The sequence below is a fragment of the Streptomyces endophytica genome, assembly GCF_026153355.1.
Lineage (GTDB): Bacteria > Actinomycetota > Actinomycetes > Streptomycetales > Streptomycetaceae > Streptomyces > Streptomyces endophytica.
The window spans coordinates 2,495,170-2,507,554 of the sequence record NZ_CP110636.1 but is presented as its reverse complement, the minus strand read 5'-3'; the positions used below and the strand labels follow the sequence as shown (position 1 = coordinate 2,507,554).

At 66.0% G+C, this 12,385-nt stretch carries 23 protein-coding genes and 1 pseudogene; all 24 read right to left on the bottom strand.

What is annotated here, in order from left to right; translation table 11 throughout:
• Window positions 1-121: 121 nt before the first annotated feature.
• The 24 genes and pseudogenes from rpsD to rpsS all read right to left on the bottom strand — a co-directional run bounded on the left by rpsD (window position 122) and on the right by rpsS (window position 12,380).
• The gene (gene rpsD, locus OJ254_RS11375; RefSeq protein WP_265362228.1) at window positions 122-748 is read right to left on the bottom strand and encodes a 30S ribosomal protein S4; all 627 of its coding nucleotides are present in this window, start codon (window positions 746-748) and stop codon (window positions 122-124) included.
• Between the two features lie 27 nt (window positions 749-775).
• Window positions 776-1,180, bottom strand: coding sequence for a 30S ribosomal protein S11 (gene rpsK / locus OJ254_RS11370; protein WP_004571845.1), 405 nt, complete (start codon window positions 1,178-1,180; stop codon window positions 776-778).
• A gap of 64 nt (window positions 1,181-1,244) precedes the next feature.
• Window positions 1,245-1,625, bottom strand: coding sequence for a 30S ribosomal protein S13 (gene rpsM, locus OJ254_RS11365; RefSeq protein WP_018090888.1), 381 nt, complete (start codon window positions 1,623-1,625; stop codon window positions 1,245-1,247).
• 199 nt (window positions 1,626-1,824) lie between these two features.
• On the bottom strand, window positions 1,825-1,938 hold the full coding sequence (rpmJ, locus tag OJ254_RS11360) for a 50S ribosomal protein L36 (protein ID WP_003956441.1): 114 nt from the start codon (window positions 1,936-1,938) through the stop codon (window positions 1,825-1,827).
• 60 nt (window positions 1,939-1,998) lie between these two features.
• A complete protein-coding gene (infA, locus tag OJ254_RS11355; protein WP_003956442.1) occupies window positions 1,999-2,220 on the bottom strand; it encodes a translation initiation factor IF-1 in 222 nt (73 codons plus the stop codon).
• 171 nt (window positions 2,221-2,391) lie between these two features.
• Window positions 2,392-3,228, bottom strand: a complete 837-nt coding sequence (gene map / locus OJ254_RS11350; protein WP_265362227.1) for a type I methionyl aminopeptidase — start codon at window positions 3,226-3,228, stop codon at window positions 2,392-2,394.
• Window positions 3,229-3,328: 100 nt separating this feature from the next.
• Complete coding sequence (locus OJ254_RS11345) at window positions 3,329-3,982, bottom strand: adenylate kinase (protein WP_265362226.1); 654 nt, start codon at window positions 3,980-3,982, stop codon at window positions 3,329-3,331.
• On the bottom strand, window positions 3,982-5,295 hold the full coding sequence (gene secY, locus OJ254_RS11340; RefSeq protein ID WP_265362225.1) for a preprotein translocase subunit SecY: 1,314 nt from the start codon (window positions 5,293-5,295) through the stop codon (window positions 3,982-3,984). Before secY ends, OJ254_RS11345 begins: the two co-directional genes overlap by 1 nt.
• 228 nt (window positions 5,296-5,523) lie before the next feature.
• Window positions 5,524-5,978, bottom strand: a pseudogene (gene rplO, locus OJ254_RS11335) (50S ribosomal protein L15).
• Between the two features lies 1 nt (window position 5,979).
• Window positions 5,980-6,162 carry a 50S ribosomal protein L30 gene (rpmD, locus tag OJ254_RS11330; RefSeq protein ID WP_030413023.1) on the bottom strand — a complete coding sequence of 61 codons (183 nt, stop codon included), beginning with the start codon at window positions 6,160-6,162 and terminating at the stop codon, window positions 5,980-5,982.
• Entirely contained in the window at window positions 6,162-6,764 is a 603-nt protein-coding gene (rpsE, locus tag OJ254_RS11325) for a 30S ribosomal protein S5 (protein ID WP_030413022.1), read from the bottom strand. Before rpsE ends, rpmD begins: the two co-directional genes overlap by 1 nt.
• 47 nt (window positions 6,765-6,811) lie before the next feature.
• Window positions 6,812-7,195, bottom strand: a complete 384-nt coding sequence (rplR, locus tag OJ254_RS11320) for a 50S ribosomal protein L18 (protein WP_265362224.1) — start codon at window positions 7,193-7,195, stop codon at window positions 6,812-6,814.
• A gap of 3 nt (window positions 7,196-7,198) precedes the next feature.
• On the bottom strand, window positions 7,199-7,738 hold the full coding sequence (gene rplF / locus OJ254_RS11315) for a 50S ribosomal protein L6 (RefSeq protein WP_201803195.1): 540 nt from the start codon (window positions 7,736-7,738) through the stop codon (window positions 7,199-7,201).
• A gap of 22 nt (window positions 7,739-7,760) precedes the next feature.
• Entirely contained in the window at window positions 7,761-8,159 is a 399-nt protein-coding gene (rpsH, locus tag OJ254_RS11310; RefSeq protein WP_006604885.1) for a 30S ribosomal protein S8, read from the bottom strand.
• Between the two features lie 239 nt (window positions 8,160-8,398).
• On the bottom strand, window positions 8,399-8,584 hold the full coding sequence (locus OJ254_RS11305) for a type Z 30S ribosomal protein S14 (RefSeq protein WP_003956452.1): 186 nt from the start codon (window positions 8,582-8,584) through the stop codon (window positions 8,399-8,401).
• Between the two features lie 5 nt (window positions 8,585-8,589).
• A complete protein-coding gene (gene rplE, locus OJ254_RS11300) occupies window positions 8,590-9,150 on the bottom strand; it encodes a 50S ribosomal protein L5 (RefSeq protein WP_030413018.1) in 561 nt (186 codons plus the stop codon).
• Entirely contained in the window at window positions 9,150-9,473 is a 324-nt protein-coding gene (rplX, locus tag OJ254_RS11295; RefSeq protein ID WP_030062892.1) for a 50S ribosomal protein L24, read from the bottom strand. The genes rplE and rplX overlap by 1 nt, the downstream gene beginning before the upstream one ends.
• A 3-nt stretch (window positions 9,474-9,476) precedes the next feature.
• Window positions 9,477-9,845, bottom strand: coding sequence for a 50S ribosomal protein L14 (rplN, locus tag OJ254_RS11290; RefSeq protein WP_003998823.1), 369 nt, complete (start codon window positions 9,843-9,845; stop codon window positions 9,477-9,479).
• Window positions 9,846-9,949: 104 nt separating this feature from the next.
• The gene (gene rpsQ, locus OJ254_RS11285) at window positions 9,950-10,231 is read right to left on the bottom strand and encodes a 30S ribosomal protein S17 (RefSeq protein ID WP_006604882.1); all 282 of its coding nucleotides are present in this window, start codon (window positions 10,229-10,231) and stop codon (window positions 9,950-9,952) included.
• Window positions 10,231-10,455 (bottom strand): 50S ribosomal protein L29, encoded by a 225-nt coding sequence (rpmC, locus tag OJ254_RS11280; RefSeq protein WP_046927445.1) that lies wholly within the window; start codon window positions 10,453-10,455, stop codon window positions 10,231-10,233. The genes rpsQ and rpmC overlap by 1 nt, the downstream gene beginning before the upstream one ends.
• Entirely contained in the window at window positions 10,455-10,874 is a 420-nt protein-coding gene (rplP, locus tag OJ254_RS11275) for a 50S ribosomal protein L16 (protein WP_004571829.1), read from the bottom strand. The genes rpmC and rplP overlap by 1 nt, the downstream gene beginning before the upstream one ends.
• 5 nt (window positions 10,875-10,879) lie before the next feature.
• On the bottom strand, window positions 10,880-11,707 hold the full coding sequence (gene rpsC, locus OJ254_RS11270) for a 30S ribosomal protein S3 (RefSeq protein ID WP_069567069.1): 828 nt from the start codon (window positions 11,705-11,707) through the stop codon (window positions 10,880-10,882).
• Window positions 11,707-12,054, bottom strand: a complete 348-nt coding sequence (rplV, locus tag OJ254_RS11265; protein WP_009997296.1) for a 50S ribosomal protein L22 — start codon at window positions 12,052-12,054, stop codon at window positions 11,707-11,709. The genes rpsC and rplV overlap by 1 nt, the downstream gene beginning before the upstream one ends.
• 44 nt (window positions 12,055-12,098) lie before the next feature.
• A complete protein-coding gene (gene rpsS / locus OJ254_RS11260; RefSeq protein ID WP_129279480.1) occupies window positions 12,099-12,380 on the bottom strand; it encodes a 30S ribosomal protein S19 in 282 nt (93 codons plus the stop codon).
• Between the last annotated feature and the right edge of the window lie 5 nt (window positions 12,381-12,385).

Below are 12,385 nucleotides of genomic sequence, written 5' to 3'. Positions count from 1 at the left end.
TCAGTCGTGGGCGCCCGCTATTTGACGCCCGCTGTACTGACAAGGGTACGGGCGGTACGACGCACAAGGCCCCGTACCGCCCACACCCACCGGCCCCCGACGTGACGGGGGCCGACGAGCCTTACTTCGAGTAGAGCTCGACGATCAGCTGCTCCTGCACCTGGGTGTCGATCACCTGGCGCTCGGGCAGGCTGTGCACGAGGATCCGCAGCTGCGAGGGGATCGCCTCCAGCCACGCCGGAACGGTCTTCTCGCCGGCCTCGGCCTTGGCCACCTCGAAGGGGGTCAGGTTCCGAGAGCCCTCGCGGACCTCGATGATGTCGTTCACGGCGACGCGGGCCGACGGGATGTCGGTCTTGCGGCCGTTGACGACGATGTGTCCGTGACGGACCAGCTGACGGGCGTGGTCGCGGGACTTGGCGAAGCCGGCCCGGTAGACCACGTTGTCGAGGCGGGTCTCAAGGATGCGCAGAAGGTTCTCACCGGTCTTGCCGGTCTTCTGGTTCGCTTCCTTGTAGTAGTTCACGAACTGCTTCTCAAGGACACCGTAGATGCGGCTGCACTTCTGCTTCTCACGAAGCTGGAGCAGGTACTCGCTGTCCTTGGTGCGCCCGCGACCGTGCTCACCCGGGGGGTAAGGACGGATCTCGATCGGGCACTTCGCGCTCTCGCACTTGCTCCCCTTGAGGAAGAGCTTCTGCTTCTCCCGACGGCAACGCTTGCAGTCGGCCCCGGTGTAACGCGCCATTGTCTAGTTGTCTCCTACTTCAGTGGGTCAGACGCGGCGACGCTTGGGCGGGCGGCATCCGTTGTGCGGGGTGGGGGTGACGTCCTGGATCGAGCCGACCTCCAGGCCGGTGGCCTGGAGCGAGCGGATCGCGGTCTCACGGCCGGAGCCGGGACCCTTGACGAAGACGTCAACCTTGCGCATGCCGTGCTCCTGCGCGCGGCGGGCGGCCGACTCGGCGGCCATCTGCGCGGCGAAGGGGGTGGACTTGCGCGAGCCCTTGAAGCCGACGTGGCCGGCAGAGGCCCAAGAGATCACGTTCCCGGTCGGGTCGGTGATCGAAACGATCGTGTTGTTGAACGTGCTCTTGATGTGAGCGTGCCCGTGGGCGACGTTCTTCTTCTCCTTGCGGCGCACCTTCTTGGCGCCGGCCGTACGGCCCTTCGGAGGCATTCAAATCTCCCGTGGAGGTGGTCGGTCCTACAGCGAAGACCGCTGGTAAGCGTCCTGCTGAGGACTACTTCTTGCCCGGCTTCTTCTTGCCGGCGATCGCGCGACGCGGACCCTTGCGGGTACGGGCGTTCGTGCTGGTGCGCTGGCCGTGCACCGGCAGACCGCGACGGTGACGCAGACCCTGGTAGCAGCCGATCTCGACCTTGCGGCGGATGTCGGCCTGGATCTCGCGACGGAGGTCACCCTCGGTCTTGAGGTTGTTGTCGACGTACTCGCGGATCTTGACGAGGTCTTCCTCGGCCAGGTCGCGGACCCGGGTGTTCGGGTTCACGCCGGTGGCGGCGAGGGTCTGCTGCGAGAGCGTCCGCCCGATACCGAAGACGTAGGTGAGGGCGACCTCCACACGCTTTTCGCGCGGGAGATCAACGCCTGCGAGGCGTGCCATTGATGTGGCTCCTGATGGCTATTCGGAGGTCTTCCGCAGCACCGTTCCCGTAAGACTCTGCAGAATTACGAGCCGGGTCCCCGGCCTCCGAGCCGGGGGTGTCGTCCCCACGCCGCTGGTGCGGGGGGTCGGGTGACTGCGTATGAACGTGTGGTGCTTGCGTCGCGCGAACTGCGAAATTGCAGGTGGTCGGCGTGCGTCAGCCCTGGCGCTGCTTGTGGCGCAGGTTGTCGCAGATGACCATGACCCGGCCGTGGCGGCGGATCACCTTGCACTTGTCGCAGATCTTCTTGACGCTCGGCTTGACCTTCATGGGATGTGAGGTTCTCCGGGTCAGTGCCGTCACCCCACGGGAGCGGGGTGCCGACAAGATCTACTTGTAGCGGTAGACGATCCGGCCACGCGTCAGGTCGTAGGGAGAGAGCTCCACGACGACCCGGTCATCCGGAAGGATACGGATGTAGTGCATCCGCATCTTGCCGCTGATGTGCGCGAGGACCTTGTGACCGTTCTGAAGCTCCACCTTGAACATCGCGTTCGGGAGGGACTCGATCACGGTGCCCTCGATTTCGATGGCACCTTGCTTCTTGGCCACGCTTCGCCCTTCGAATCGGCTACCTTTTGGCGGCTGTCATTCGCAGGTGAAACACCTGCGATGCGTCCACACCCCGTTACGGGCATACGGATGCACGAGAGCCGACGCGTCAGTCTACGTCAGGGCCCGGGAAAAGACGAATCCAGGATTATTGCCCATGCCGGGTGATCCTTACGCCAGCGGGTCCGGCGCGGCGGTGATCCCGAGCTCCGCGAGCCTGGCCTTGCCGCCGTCGGGCGCGGTCAGCACGAGCGGGCCCTGCTCGGTCAGCGCGACCGAGTGCTCCCAGTGCGAGGACCAGCTGCCGTCGTTCGACTTCACGGTCCAGTCGTCTTCAAGGACGTGGGTCTTCGGGGTGCCGAGGTTCACCATCGGCTCGATCGCGATGCAGAAACCGGGCACCAGCTTGGGGCCGCGGCCGCGCTTGCGGTCGACGTAGTTCAGCAGGTGCGGGTCCATGTGCATCTGCGAGCCGATGCCGTGGCCGCCGTAGTCCTCGACGATGCCGTACTTGCCGCCGGCCGGGCGGGGCTGGCGGCGGATGTAGCCCTCGATCGCCTTGGAGATGTCGACCAGCCGGTTGCCCTTGGCGACCGCGGCGATGCCCGCCCACATCGAGCCCTCGGTGACCCGGCTGAGCTCGATCAGCTCCGCGGAGTGACCGGAGCCGACGAACGCGGTGTACGCGGCGTCACCGTGCCAGCCGTCGACGATCGCGCCGCAGTCGATGGAGATGATGTCGCCGTTCGCGAGGACGGTGTCGGTGTCCGGGATGCCGTGGACCACGACGTCGTTCACCGAGGTGCAGATCGTCGCCGGGAAGCCGCCGTAGCCGAGGAAGTTCGACTTCGCGCCGTGCTCCGCGAGCACCTTGCGCGCCGCGTCGTCCAGGTCCTTGGTCGTGGCGCCCGGCACCGCGACCTCCCGGGTCGCGGCGTGGATGGCGGCGACCACCAGCCCCGCCTCGCGCATCTTCGCGATCTGCTCGGGGGTCTTGATCTCCACCATCGCGGCTTACGCCCTTCCGTCCGTGCTGTGTCCGTCGTACCCGACCAACAGTACGGCCGCGGTGCCCGTGCTGGACACCGCGGCCGTACGAAGCTGTCGGCTACTTGCCGCCCTGGAGCGCGGCCATCGCGCGCTCCGTGACCTCTTCGACCTTCCCGAGTGCCGGGATGGTCACGACCAGGTCCTGGGCCTTGTAGTAGTCGATGATCGGCTCGGTCTGCGTGTGGTAGACCTCCAGCCGCTTGCGGACGGTCGCCTCGCTGTCGTCGTCGCGCTGGTACAGCTCGCCGCCGCAGACGTCGCAGACGCCTTCCTGCTTCGGCGCGCTGTAGGACACGTGGAAGACGTGGCTGGAGTCGTTGCGGCAGATGCGGCGGCCGGCGATGCGCTTGACCACCTCTTCCTCCGGGACCTCCAGGTCCAGGACCGCGTCGAGCGTGACGCCGTCCTCCTTGAGGGCCTCGTCGAGCGCCTCGGCCTGCGAGACGTTGCGGGGGAAGCCGTCCAGCAGGAAGCCGCCGGTGGCGTCCGGCTGGTTCATCCGGTCGCGGGCCATGCCGATGGTGACCTCGTCGGGGACGAGTTCACCGGCGTCCATGAACGCCTTGGCCTTCTTGCCGAGGTCGGTGCCCTGGCTGATGTTGGCCCGGAACAGGTCCCCCGTGGAGATGTGCGGGATCGCGAGGTTCTTGGCAAGGTACGCAGCCTGCGTACCCTTGCCGGCCCCCGGGGGCCCGACGAGGACGATTCGCATCAGCGGAGGAACCCTTCGTAGTTGCGCTGCTGAAGCTGGCTCTCAATCTGCTTCACGGTCTCCAGGCCCACACCCACGATGATGAGGATGCTCGTCCCGCCGAACGGGAAGTTCTGGTTCGCGTTGAACAGCACCAACGCCACTGTTGGTACGAGCGCGATCAGCCCCAGGTACAGCGAGCCCGGCCACGTGATCCGATTGAGCACGTAGCTGAGGTACTCGGCCGTCGGGCGACCAGCCCGGATACCCGGGATGAAGCCACCATACTTCTTCATGTTGTCGGCAACTTCTTCGGGGTTGAAGCTGATGGCGACGTAGAAGAACGCGAAGAAGACGATCAGCAGGAAGTACGTAACGATGTAAACTGGGTGATTTCCCTTGGTGAAGTTGGTGGCGATCCAGGTCGCCCATCCCGCCTTCGACCCGCTGAACTGTGCAACCAGGGCTGGAATGTAGAGCAGCGACGACGCGAAGATGACGGGAATCACACCCGCCTGATTCACCTTGAGCGGGATGTACGTGGACGTACCGCCATAGGACCGGCGGCCGATCATCCGCTTCGCGTACTGCACCGGGATGCGCCGCTGGGCCTGCTCGACGAAGACCACCAGCGCGACCATCGCCAGGCCCACCGCGATCACCGAGAAGAACTCGATCCAGCCGTCCGCGAGCTTGCCGGTGAGCTTGATCTGCCACAGGGCGCCCGGGAAGCCGGCGGCGATCGAGATGAACATCAGGATGGACATGCCGTTGCCGATGCCGCGGTCGGTGACGAGCTCACCGAGCCACATGATCAGGCAGGTGCCGGCGGTCATGCAGATGACCATCGTGATGGTGGTGAAGATCGAGTCGCTGGGCACGATCTCGCTGGCGACCGGGCAGCTCTGGAAGAGCGCGCCGCTGCGGGCGGTGGCCACCAGGCCGGTGCCCTGCAGGACCGCGAGCGCCACGGTCAGGTAGCGGGTGTACTGGGTGATCTTCCCCTGGCCCGACTGCCCCTCTTTCTTGAGGGCCTCCAGCCTGGGGATGACCACGGTCAGCAGCTGGAGGATGATGCTCGCCGTGATGTACGGCATGATCCCCAGCGCGAAGATCGTGATCTGCAGCAGCGCACCACCGCTGAACATGTTCACCAGGGCGAACAACCCGCTGTTGCCGCCGGCCTGCTTCATGCAGGTCTCGACGTTCGCGTAGTTCACCCCAGGGACCGGGACGTGCGCTCCGATCCGGTAGAGCACGATGATGCCCAACGTGAACAGCAGCTTCTTGCGCAGGTCGGGCGTCTTGAACGCTCGGGCGAACGCGGTGAGCACGGTGCCTCCTGCGCCCCCCGCCCCGCGGGCGGGAGGTAACGGTCTTGAGGATCGATGAATTCGTAACGGCCGGAAACCGCGCGGGCGCGGCCCACGCGGCGGGGGCCCGGGGCATTGGCCCCGGAAAACAACAGTGCATGCCACCTTACCGGCGACCGTACCCCCGTGGAACGACCAACCGGGGATGCCCCAATCGATGGGCATCCCCGGTCAGTTGAACCAACGAACTCAGATGAGCTCGGTGACGGTGCCGCCGGCGGCGGCGATCTTCTCCTTGGCGGAGCCGGAGACGGCGTCAACCGAAACCTGCAGCGCCACGGAGACCTCGCCCTGGCCCAGGACCTTGACGAGCTCGTTCTTGCGCACCGCGCCCTTGGCGACCAGGTCGGCCACCGTGACCTCGCCACCCTGCGGGTACAGCGCGGCCAGCTTGTCCAGGTTCACGACCTGGAACTGCTTGTGGGCGGGGTTCTTGAAGCCCTTCAGCTTCGGGAGGCGCATGTGGAGGGGCATCTGCCCACCCTCGAAGCGCTCCGGAACCTGGTAACGGGCCTTGGTGCCCTTGGTACCACGACCGGCGGTCTTACCCTTGGACGCCTCACCACGACCGACACGGGTCTTGGCGGTCTTGGCGCCCGGGCGGGCCGGAGGTTGTGGACCTTCAGCGGGTTCTGCTCCGCCATGTCAGTCGACCTCCTTGACCGACACGAGGTGGCGGACGGTGTGCACCATGCCGCGGAACTCGGGACGGTCCTCCTTGACAACCACGTCACCCAGCCGCTTCAGGCCGAGCGAACGCAGCGTGTCGCGGTGGTTCTGCTTGCTGCCGATGTAGGACTTGGTCTGCGTGATCTCCAGGCGAGCCATTACGCGCTCACCCCTGCACGCGCCCGCAGCAGAGCGGCGGGAGCCACGTCCTCCAGCGGCAGGCCACGACGGGCCGCGATCTCCTCGGGGCGCTGCAGGCCCTGAAGCGCGGTCACCGTGGCGTGCACGATGTTGATCGGGTTCGACGAACCGAGCGACTTGCTCAGCACGTCGTGGATGCCCGCGCACTCCAGGACGGCGCGCACGGGGCCACCGGCGATCACACCGGTACCGGGGGAAGCCGGCTTGAGCAGGACGACGCCCGCGGCCTTCTCGCCCTGGATGGGGTGCGGGATGGTGCCCTGGATACGGGGAACCTTGAAGAAGTTCTTCTTGGCCTCTTCCACGCCCTTGGCGATGGCAGCCGGAACTTCCTTGGCCTTGCCGTAACCGACACCCACGGTGCCGTCACCGTCGCCCACCACGACCAGCGCAGTGAAGCTGAAGCGACGACCACCCTTGACAACCTTGGCGACGCGGTTGATCGCGACTACGCGCTCAACGTACGCGGTCTTCTCGGCGGCAGCGCCACCGTCGCGACCCTTCCGGTCCCGCCGCTCGCCGCCACCGGCACCGCTGCCGCGGCGCTGGGGTCCAGCCATTGGATTTACCTCTCTCTGTTACGTCCGCTAGCTCCGGAACCGGGGCTTTAGAACTTCAGCCCGGCTTCGCGGGCGGCGTCGGCCAGAGCGGCAATCCGCCCGGCGTACTGCTTGCCACCACGGTCGAACACGACGGCCTCGACACCGGCGGCCTTGGCACGCTCGGCAACCAGGGCGCCGACCTTCTGGGCCTGGGCGCTCTTGTCGCCCTCGCCACCACGGATGGACGCGTCCAGGCTCGACGCCGACGCCAGGGTGTGACCCTGGATGTCGTCGATGACCTGAGCGGTGATGCCGCGGTTGGACCGCGTCACGACCAGACGCGGACGCTCCGGGGTACCCGAAATCCGCTTACGGATGCGGATGTGGCGACGCTTGGCGGCGGCGCGCTTGTACGCGTTGCCCTTAGCGATCTTCACACCGTATGCCATGGCTTACTTACCAGCCTTTCCGACCTTGCGGCGGATGACCTCGCCGGCGTACTTGACGCCCTTGGCCTTGTACGGGTCAGGCTTGCGCAGCTTGCGGATGTTCGCCGCCACCTCGCCGACCTTCTGCTTGTCGATGCCCTCGACGCTGAGCTTGGTCGGGGACTCGACCTTGAACGAGATGCCCTCGGGGGCCTCGATCAGGATCGGGTGGCTGTAGCCCAGGGAGAACTCCAGGTTGGAGCCCTTCGCCTGGACGCGGTAACCGACACCGCTGATCTCGAGCGCCTTGCTGTACCCCTGGGTCACGCCGGTGATCATGTTCGCCACCAGCGTGCGGGACAGGCCGTGCAGGGCCTTGTTCTGACGCTCGTCGTTCGGGCGGGTGACGTTGATGACGCCGTCCTCACCCTTGGCGACCTCGATGGGAGCCGCGACGGTGTGCGAAAGGGAACCCTTGGGACCCTTCACGTTGACCGTGCGGCCCTCGATGGTGACGTCCACGCCAGCGGGAACCTGGATGGGCAGCTTGCCAATGCGCGACATTAGCTCTTCCTCCGTTCCCGGGTTACCAGACGTAGGCGAGGACTTCCCCACCCACGCCCTTCTTGCTGGCCTGCTGACCGGTCAGGAGACCGTGGGACGTGGAGATGATCGCCACGCCCAGGCCGCCGAGGACCTTCGGCAGGTTGGTGGACTTTGCGTAGACCCGGAGGCCCGGCTTCGAGATCCGCTTGATGCCGGCGATCGAGCGCTCGCGGTTCGGGCCGAACTTCAGCTCGAGGACGAGGTTCTTGCCAACCTCGGCGTCCTCGACGCGCCAGCCGGTGATGTAACCCTCCTGCTGGAGGATCTCCGCGATGTGCGACTTGATCTTGCTGTGCGGCATCACGACGGTGTCGTGGTACGCCGAGTTCGCGTTCCGCAGACGGGTCAGCATGTCTGCGATGGGGTCAGTCATGGTCATGAATTGGCCTTCGGCCTCTCTCGCCGGGGTTTCCTATGTGCGCCATCCCTCTCCCCGATCAAGGTCGGGACGGGTGCGGCGCGGGGACCTACGGCGTAGTAAGCGACGTTATGCGGGCTCGGCCCGCGGTCGGTCTCGGGCGGCGGGACACCCAAACCCCTCTACCCTACGGGAAAAGGGGGCAGGTGCCCGCCGACCGACTGCTTACCGAGAGTCTCCGGGGAATCCCAACTGGGGGATTACCAGGAGCTCTTGGTCACGCCCGGCAGCTCGCCACGGTGAGCCATCTCACGAAGGCACACGCGGCACAGGCCGAACTTGCGGTACACGGAGTGCGGACGGCCGCAGCGCTGGCAGCGGGTGTACGCGCGCACACCGAACTTCGGCTTGCGAGCAGCCTTGGCAATCAGAGCCTTCTTCGCCATCTCGCTCACGCCTCCTTGAACGGGAAGCCGAGGTGACGAAGGAGAGCGCGGCCCTCATCGTCGTTGGTCGCCGTGGTGACCACGGTGATGTCCATACCCCGGGTACGGTCGATCTTGTCCTGGTCGATCTCGTGGAACATGACCTGCTCCGTGAGACCGAAGGTGTAGTTGCCCCGACCGTCGAACTGCTTCGGGGACAGACCACGGAAGTCGCGGATGCGCGGGAGCGCGAGCGACAGCAGACGGTCCAGGAACTCCCACATGCGGTCACCGCGGAGGGTGACGTGGGCACCGATCGGCTGGCCCTCACGCAGCTTGAACTGCGCGATGGACTTACGGGCCTTGGTGACGGCCGGCTTCTGGCCGGTGATCGTGGTGAGGTCGCGGATGGCGCCCTCGATCAGCTTGGAGTCGCGGGCGGCGTCGCCCACACCCATGTTGACCACGATCTTGGTCAGACCGGGGATCTGCATGACGTTCTCGAAGGAGAACTCGTCCTTCAGCTTCCCGGCGATCTCTTCGCGGTAGCGCGTCTTGAGACGCGGCGCGTTGGTGGTGGCAGTCATCAGATGTCCTCACCGGTCCGCTTGGCAACGCGGATCTTGTTGCCCTCGTCGTCGAAGCGGTACCCGACGCGGGTGACGACCTTGTTGCCGTCCTTCTCCACCACGAGCTGAACGTTGCTCACGTGGATCGGGGCCTCGGTGGTCACGATGCCGCCGGTCTTCGAACCACGAGCGGTCTGTCCGGCCTTGGTGTGCTTCTTGACCCGGTTGACACCCTCGACCAGAACACGGTCCTCGCGGGGGAAGGCCTGGATGACCTTGCCCTGCTTGCCCTTGTCCTTACCGGTGATGACCTGGACCAGGTCGCCCTTCTTGATCTTCATCGGTTACAGCACCTCCGGCGCGAGCGAGATGATCTTCATGAACTTCTTCTCGCGCAGTTCCCGGCCCACGGGGCCGAAGATGCGGGTGCCGCGGGGGTCGCCATCGTTCTTGAGGATGACGGCCGCGTTCTCGTCGAAGCGGATGTACGAGCCGTCCGGACGGCGGCGCTCCTTGACGGTGCGAACGATGACCGCCTTGACGACGTCACCCTTCTTCACGTTGCCACCGGGGATCGCATCCTTGACGGTGGCGACGATGACGTCACCGATGCCCGCGTAGCGGCGACCGGAACCACCGAGAACACGGATGCAAAGGATCTCCTTCGCACCAGTGTTGTCGGCGACACGCAGTCGCGACTCCTGCTGGATCACGTCTATCTCCTGAATGTCTGCCGGTTCCCGGCGAGAAGCGCGAGTACTTCGCGCCTCTCGCCGAGCCTGGCGGAACTGTTCCTAGGGGGTCCCCCTAGGAGGGATTACTTGGCCTTCTCGAGGATCTCGACGATGCGCCAGCGCTTGGTGGCGGACAGCGGCCGGGTCTCCATCAGGAGGACGCGGTCGCCGACACCGGCAGCGTTCTGCTCGTCGTGCGCCTTGAGCTTGTTGGTACGGCGGATGACCTTGCCGTACAGCGCGTGCTTGACACGGTCCTCGACGGCGACGACGACGGTCTTGTCCATCTTGTCGCTGACGACGAGACCCTCACGGGTCTTGCGGAAACCGCGCTCGTTCGTCTCAGTCACATTCTTCTCGCTCATCAGGCGCTCTCCACCGTCTCGATGCCCAGCTCGCGCTCACGCATCAGGGTGTAGATCCGGGCGATGTCCTTGCGGACGGCCTTCAGCCGGCCGTGGTTCTCGAGCTGTCCGGTCGCCGCCTGGAAGCGGAGGTTGAACAGCTCTTCCTTGGCCTCACGGAGCTTCGCAACGAGGTCCTCGTTGTTCAGCTCGCGCAGCTCGGACGCCTTGGTAACGGCCGACATCACGATTCACCTGCCTCGCGCCGAACGATGCGGCACTTCATCGGAAGCTTGTGGGCGGCGCGGGTCAGCGCCTCCTTAGCAACCTTCTCGTTCGGGAAGGACAGCTCGAACATCACCCGACCGGGCTTGACGTTCGCGACCCACCACTCCGGGGAACCCTTACCGGAACCCATGCGGGTCTCGGCAGGCTTCTTCGTGAGCGGGCGGTCCGGGTAGATGTTGATCCAGACCTTGCCGCCACGCTTGATGTGACGGGTCATCGCGATACGAGCGGACTCGATCTGACGGTTCGTCACGTAGGCCGGGGTGACGGCCTGGATTCCGTACTCACCGAAGGCCAGCTCGGTGCCACCCTTGGCCATGCCGTTGCGCTTCGGGTGGTGCTGCTTGCGGTGCTTGACCCTGCGAGGGATCAGCATGTCGGTCAGGCCTCCGTTCCGGGGGTCTCCGCCGGAGCAGCGGCAGCGGCCTCGGCCTTGGGGGCCTCGGCAGCGGCGCTCTGCTGCTGCGGCTTGCGGCCGCCGCGGCCGCCACGCTCGCCACCGCGACGCGGGCGGTCGTTGCCGCCACCGCGAGCCGGGCGGTTGCCCGCACGGGCGGCGGCGTTCTCGGCGCGCACCTCGGCGATGTTCTTGACGTCGCCCTTGTAGATCCAGACCTTCACGCCGATGCGGCCGAAGGTGGTCTTGGCCTCGAAGAAGCCGTAGTCGACGTTCGCACGGAGGGTGTGCAGGGGCACACGGCCCTCGCGGTAGAACTCCGAGCGGGACATCTCGGCGCCGCCGAGACGGCCACCGCACTGGATCTTGATGCCCTTGGCGCCGGCCTTCATCGTCGACTGCATGCTCTTGCGCATGGCGCGACGGAAGGAGACGCGGGAGGACAGCTGCTCGGCGACGGCCTGGGCCACCAGCTGAGCATCGGTCTCGGGGTTCTTGACCTCGAGGATGTTCAGCTGGACCTGCTTGCCGGTCAGCTTCTCGAGCTCACCGCGGATGCGGTCGGCCTCGGCGCCGCGGCGGCCGATGACGATGCCCGGGCGAGCGGTGTGGATGTCAACGCGGACGCGCTCACGGGTGCGCTCGATCTCCACCTTGGAGATACCGGCGCGCTCCATGCCCTTCGTCATCATGCGACGAATGGCGACGTCTTCCTTGACGTAGTCCTTGTACAGCTTGTCGGCGTACCAGCGGGACTTGAAGTCCGTCGTGACGCCGAGCCGGAACCCGTGCGGGTTTACCTTCTGGCCCATTACCGGGTTCCTTCCTTGCTGCTGACGACCACGGTGATGTGGCTGGTCCGCTTGCGGATCCGGTAGGCACGGCCCTGAGCACGCGGACGGAACCGCTTCAGGGTCGGGCCCTCGTCGACGTACGCCTCGCTGATAACCAGCGTGGAGGCGTCCGTGTGGTCGTAGTTGTGCGCGGCGTTGGCAATGGCGCTGTCCAGCACCTTGCCCACCGGCACGCTCGCGGCCTGCGGGGCGAAACGCAGGACCGCCTGAGCCTCCGTGGCATCCATGCCACGGATAAGGTCCACCACGCGGCGGGCCTTCATGGGCGTGACGCGGATGTACCGCGCCTGGGCCCTGGCTTCCATGGTTGTCCCTTCGGTGTCAGTCATAGTCTTCGCACTCCGGTCGATCAGCGACGACGCGACTTGCGGTCGTCCTTCTCGTGGCCGCGGAAGGTGCGGGTCGGCGCAAACTCGCCGAGCTTGTGGCCGACCATCGACTCGGTGACGAACACCGGGACGTGCTTGCGGCCGTCGTGCACCGCGATCGTGTGGCCGAGCATGGCCGGGACGATCATGGAGCGGCGGGACCAGGTCTTGATGACGTTCTTGGTGCCAGCATCGTTCTGACCATCCACCTTCTTGGCGAGGTGGTCGTCGACGAAGGGCCCCTTCTTGAGACTGCGCGGCATCTAAA

Coding starts and splice junctions, on each gene's coding strand:
- rpsD (WP_265362228.1), bottom strand. CDS start 748: ATGGCGCGTTACACCGGGGCCGACTGCAAGCGTTGCCGTCGGGAGAAG.
- rplE (WP_030413018.1), bottom strand. CDS start 9,150: ATGACTGCCACCACCAACGCGCCGCGTCTCAAGACGCGCTACCGCGAA.
- rpsM (WP_018090888.1), bottom strand. CDS start 1,625: ATGGCACGCCTCGCAGGCGTTGATCTCCCGCGCGAAAAGCGTGTGGAG.
- rpsE (WP_030413022.1), bottom strand. CDS start 6,764: ATGGCTGGACCCCAGCGCCGCGGCAGCGGTGCCGGTGGCGGCGAGCGG.
- rplV (WP_009997296.1), bottom strand. CDS start 12,054: ATGGAAGCCAGGGCCCAGGCGCGGTACATCCGCGTCACGCCCATGAAG.
- rpsH (WP_006604885.1), bottom strand. CDS start 8,159: ATGACCATGACTGACCCCATCGCAGACATGCTGACCCGTCTGCGGAAC.
- rplR (WP_265362224.1), bottom strand. CDS start 7,195: ATGGCATACGGTGTGAAGATCGCTAAGGGCAACGCGTACAAGCGCGCC.
- rpmC (WP_046927445.1), bottom strand. CDS start 10,455: ATGTCGGCCGTTACCAAGGCGTCCGAGCTGCGCGAGCTGAACAACGAG.
- rpsQ (WP_006604882.1), bottom strand. CDS start 10,231: ATGAGCGAGAAGAATGTGACTGAGACGAACGAGCGCGGTTTCCGCAAG.
- rplX (WP_030062892.1), bottom strand. CDS start 9,473: ATGAAGATCAAGAAGGGCGACCTGGTCCAGGTCATCACCGGTAAGGAC.
- rpmJ (WP_003956441.1), bottom strand. CDS start 1,938: ATGAAGGTCAAGCCGAGCGTCAAGAAGATCTGCGACAAGTGCAAGGTG.
- rpsC (WP_069567069.1), bottom strand. CDS start 11,707: ATGGGCCAGAAGGTAAACCCGCACGGGTTCCGGCTCGGCGTCACGACG.
- OJ254_RS11345 (WP_265362226.1), bottom strand. CDS start 3,982: ATGCGAATCGTCCTCGTCGGGCCCCCGGGGGCCGGCAAGGGTACGCAG.
- rplF (WP_201803195.1), bottom strand. CDS start 7,738: ATGTCGCGCATTGGCAAGCTGCCCATCCAGGTTCCCGCTGGCGTGGAC.
- OJ254_RS11305 (WP_003956452.1), bottom strand. CDS start 8,584: ATGGCGAAGAAGGCTCTGATTGCCAAGGCTGCTCGCAAGCCGAAGTTC.
- rpsS (WP_129279480.1), bottom strand. CDS start 12,380: ATGCCGCGCAGTCTCAAGAAGGGGCCCTTCGTCGACGACCACCTCGCC.
- rplP (WP_004571829.1), bottom strand. CDS start 10,874: ATGCTGATCCCTCGCAGGGTCAAGCACCGCAAGCAGCACCACCCGAAG.
- rpsK (WP_004571845.1), bottom strand. CDS start 1,180: ATGCCTCCGAAGGGCCGTACGGCCGGCGCCAAGAAGGTGCGCCGCAAG.
- rpmD (WP_030413023.1), bottom strand. CDS start 6,162: ATGGCTCGCCTGGAGATCACGCAGACCAAGTCCTACATCGGCAGCAAG.
- map (WP_265362227.1), bottom strand. CDS start 3,228: ATGGTGGAGATCAAGACCCCCGAGCAGATCGCGAAGATGCGCGAGGCG.